The 1,517-nt window shown below is 67.2% G+C and carries 1 protein-coding gene; it reads left to right on the top strand.

Features of this window, described 5'->3' with window-relative positions:
* Positions 1-93 precede the first annotated feature (93 nt).
* Complete coding sequence (locus FA740_RS19450) at positions 94-1,326, top strand: serine hydrolase domain-containing protein (RefSeq protein ID WP_211243769.1); 1,233 nt, start codon at positions 94-96, stop codon at positions 1,324-1,326.
* Positions 1,327-1,517: the final 191 nt, after the last annotated feature.

Below are 1,517 nucleotides of genomic sequence, written 5' to 3'. Positions count from 1 at the left end.
GGATGCGCAGCGGCATCGCCGAACCATGCCCGGGACACCGCTTGCACACCGTGCAGAACTGCCGTCTCATGGGGCAAATGGATGGAGGATGGCATGACCCACAGCCCGCTTTATCGGACGCGTATCCTGCTGAGCCTGGGCGGGATCTTCCTGGCCCTGCCGGCGACCCTGCAGGCGCAGGACTATCCGCATGCGGAGGAACCCATCGGCACGATCGAGGATGTCTATGACGGCCACCTGACGCCCGATCTGGCCGTCAGCACTTTCCGCAACATCGACCGCCTGTTTCCGACCCGGGCCATCCCGGCCAGCGACACCCCCCGCGAGCTGCCGGAGGCTCCCGTCGACCTGCCGGGCATGGTCCGCTATCAGGTCGATGACGCGACCTATGATCTGTATGATTTCCTGTCGCTGGACAATGTCACCGGGATGATCGTGCTCAAGGACGGCGCGGTCGTCTATGAGACCTATCAGCGCGGCAACACGCCCGACACGCGCTGGATGTCGATGTCGGTGGCCAAGTCCATCACCTCGACCCTGGTCGGCGCCGCGATCGTCGATGGCCATATCGGCGGGCTGGACGATCTGGTCACCGACCATGTCCCGGCCTTGGCGGGCAGCGCCTATGACGGGGTCAGCATCCGCGACATCCTGCTGATGGCCTCGGGGGTGGAATGGAGCGAGACCTATACCGACCCCAGCTCCGACCGCCGCGAGCTGCTGCGCGCGCAGATCGAACAGCGCCCCGGTGCCGCGATGGAGGTGATGGCCGCCTTGCCCCGCGCGCACGCCCCCGGCACCCATCACACCTATTCCACCGGAGAGACGCAGGTTCTGGGCGAGGTCGTCCACGGCGCCGTCGGCATGCCCCTGTCGGACTATCTGGCGGAAAAGATCTGGCAGCCCTACGGGATGGAGGCCGACGCCACCTGGTGGCTGGACAGCCCCGACGGGGTCGAGATCGGCGGCAGCGGCCTGTCCGCCACCCTGCGCGATTTCGCCCGCTTCGGGCAGTTCTTCCTGGAGGGCGGGGTGATCGACGGCAGCGCCATCCTGCCCGACGGCTGGACGGAAACCGCCGGTCTGCCGCAGGAGCTGACGGGCGGCGAGACGATCGACTATGGCTACATGTGGTGGCCCGGCTGGACCGAGCCGTCCATCGCCGACGGTGCCTTTGCCGCGATCGGCATCCAGGGGCAGAACATCTATATCAACCCGGCGCGGAACGTCGTGATCGCCACGCATATGGCGCAGCCCAAGCCCCTGGGCCGCGAACCGGTCGACCCGCTGGTCGTGTTCGATGCCATCGCGGCGGCGCTGGACTGACGGGTGTCTGGCACCCGGCGCATCGGATGCGGTCCGTGACGATGGCCTAAGACACCTGACAGAGAGGAGGCCCCATGATCGATGATACCGACCGCCGGCACCTGCAGCGCTGCGTCGACCTTGCAGCCGAGGCGCTGGCCCAAGGACACGAACCCTTCGGCTCGGTCCTTGTCTCCTCCGAGGGGCAGGTC

The organism is Paracoccus hibiscisoli, assembly GCF_005048265.1.
Taxonomy (GTDB): domain Bacteria; phylum Pseudomonadota; class Alphaproteobacteria; order Rhodobacterales; family Rhodobacteraceae; genus Paracoccus; species Paracoccus hibiscisoli.
This window is presented reverse-complemented; position numbering and strand designations above follow the sequence as displayed.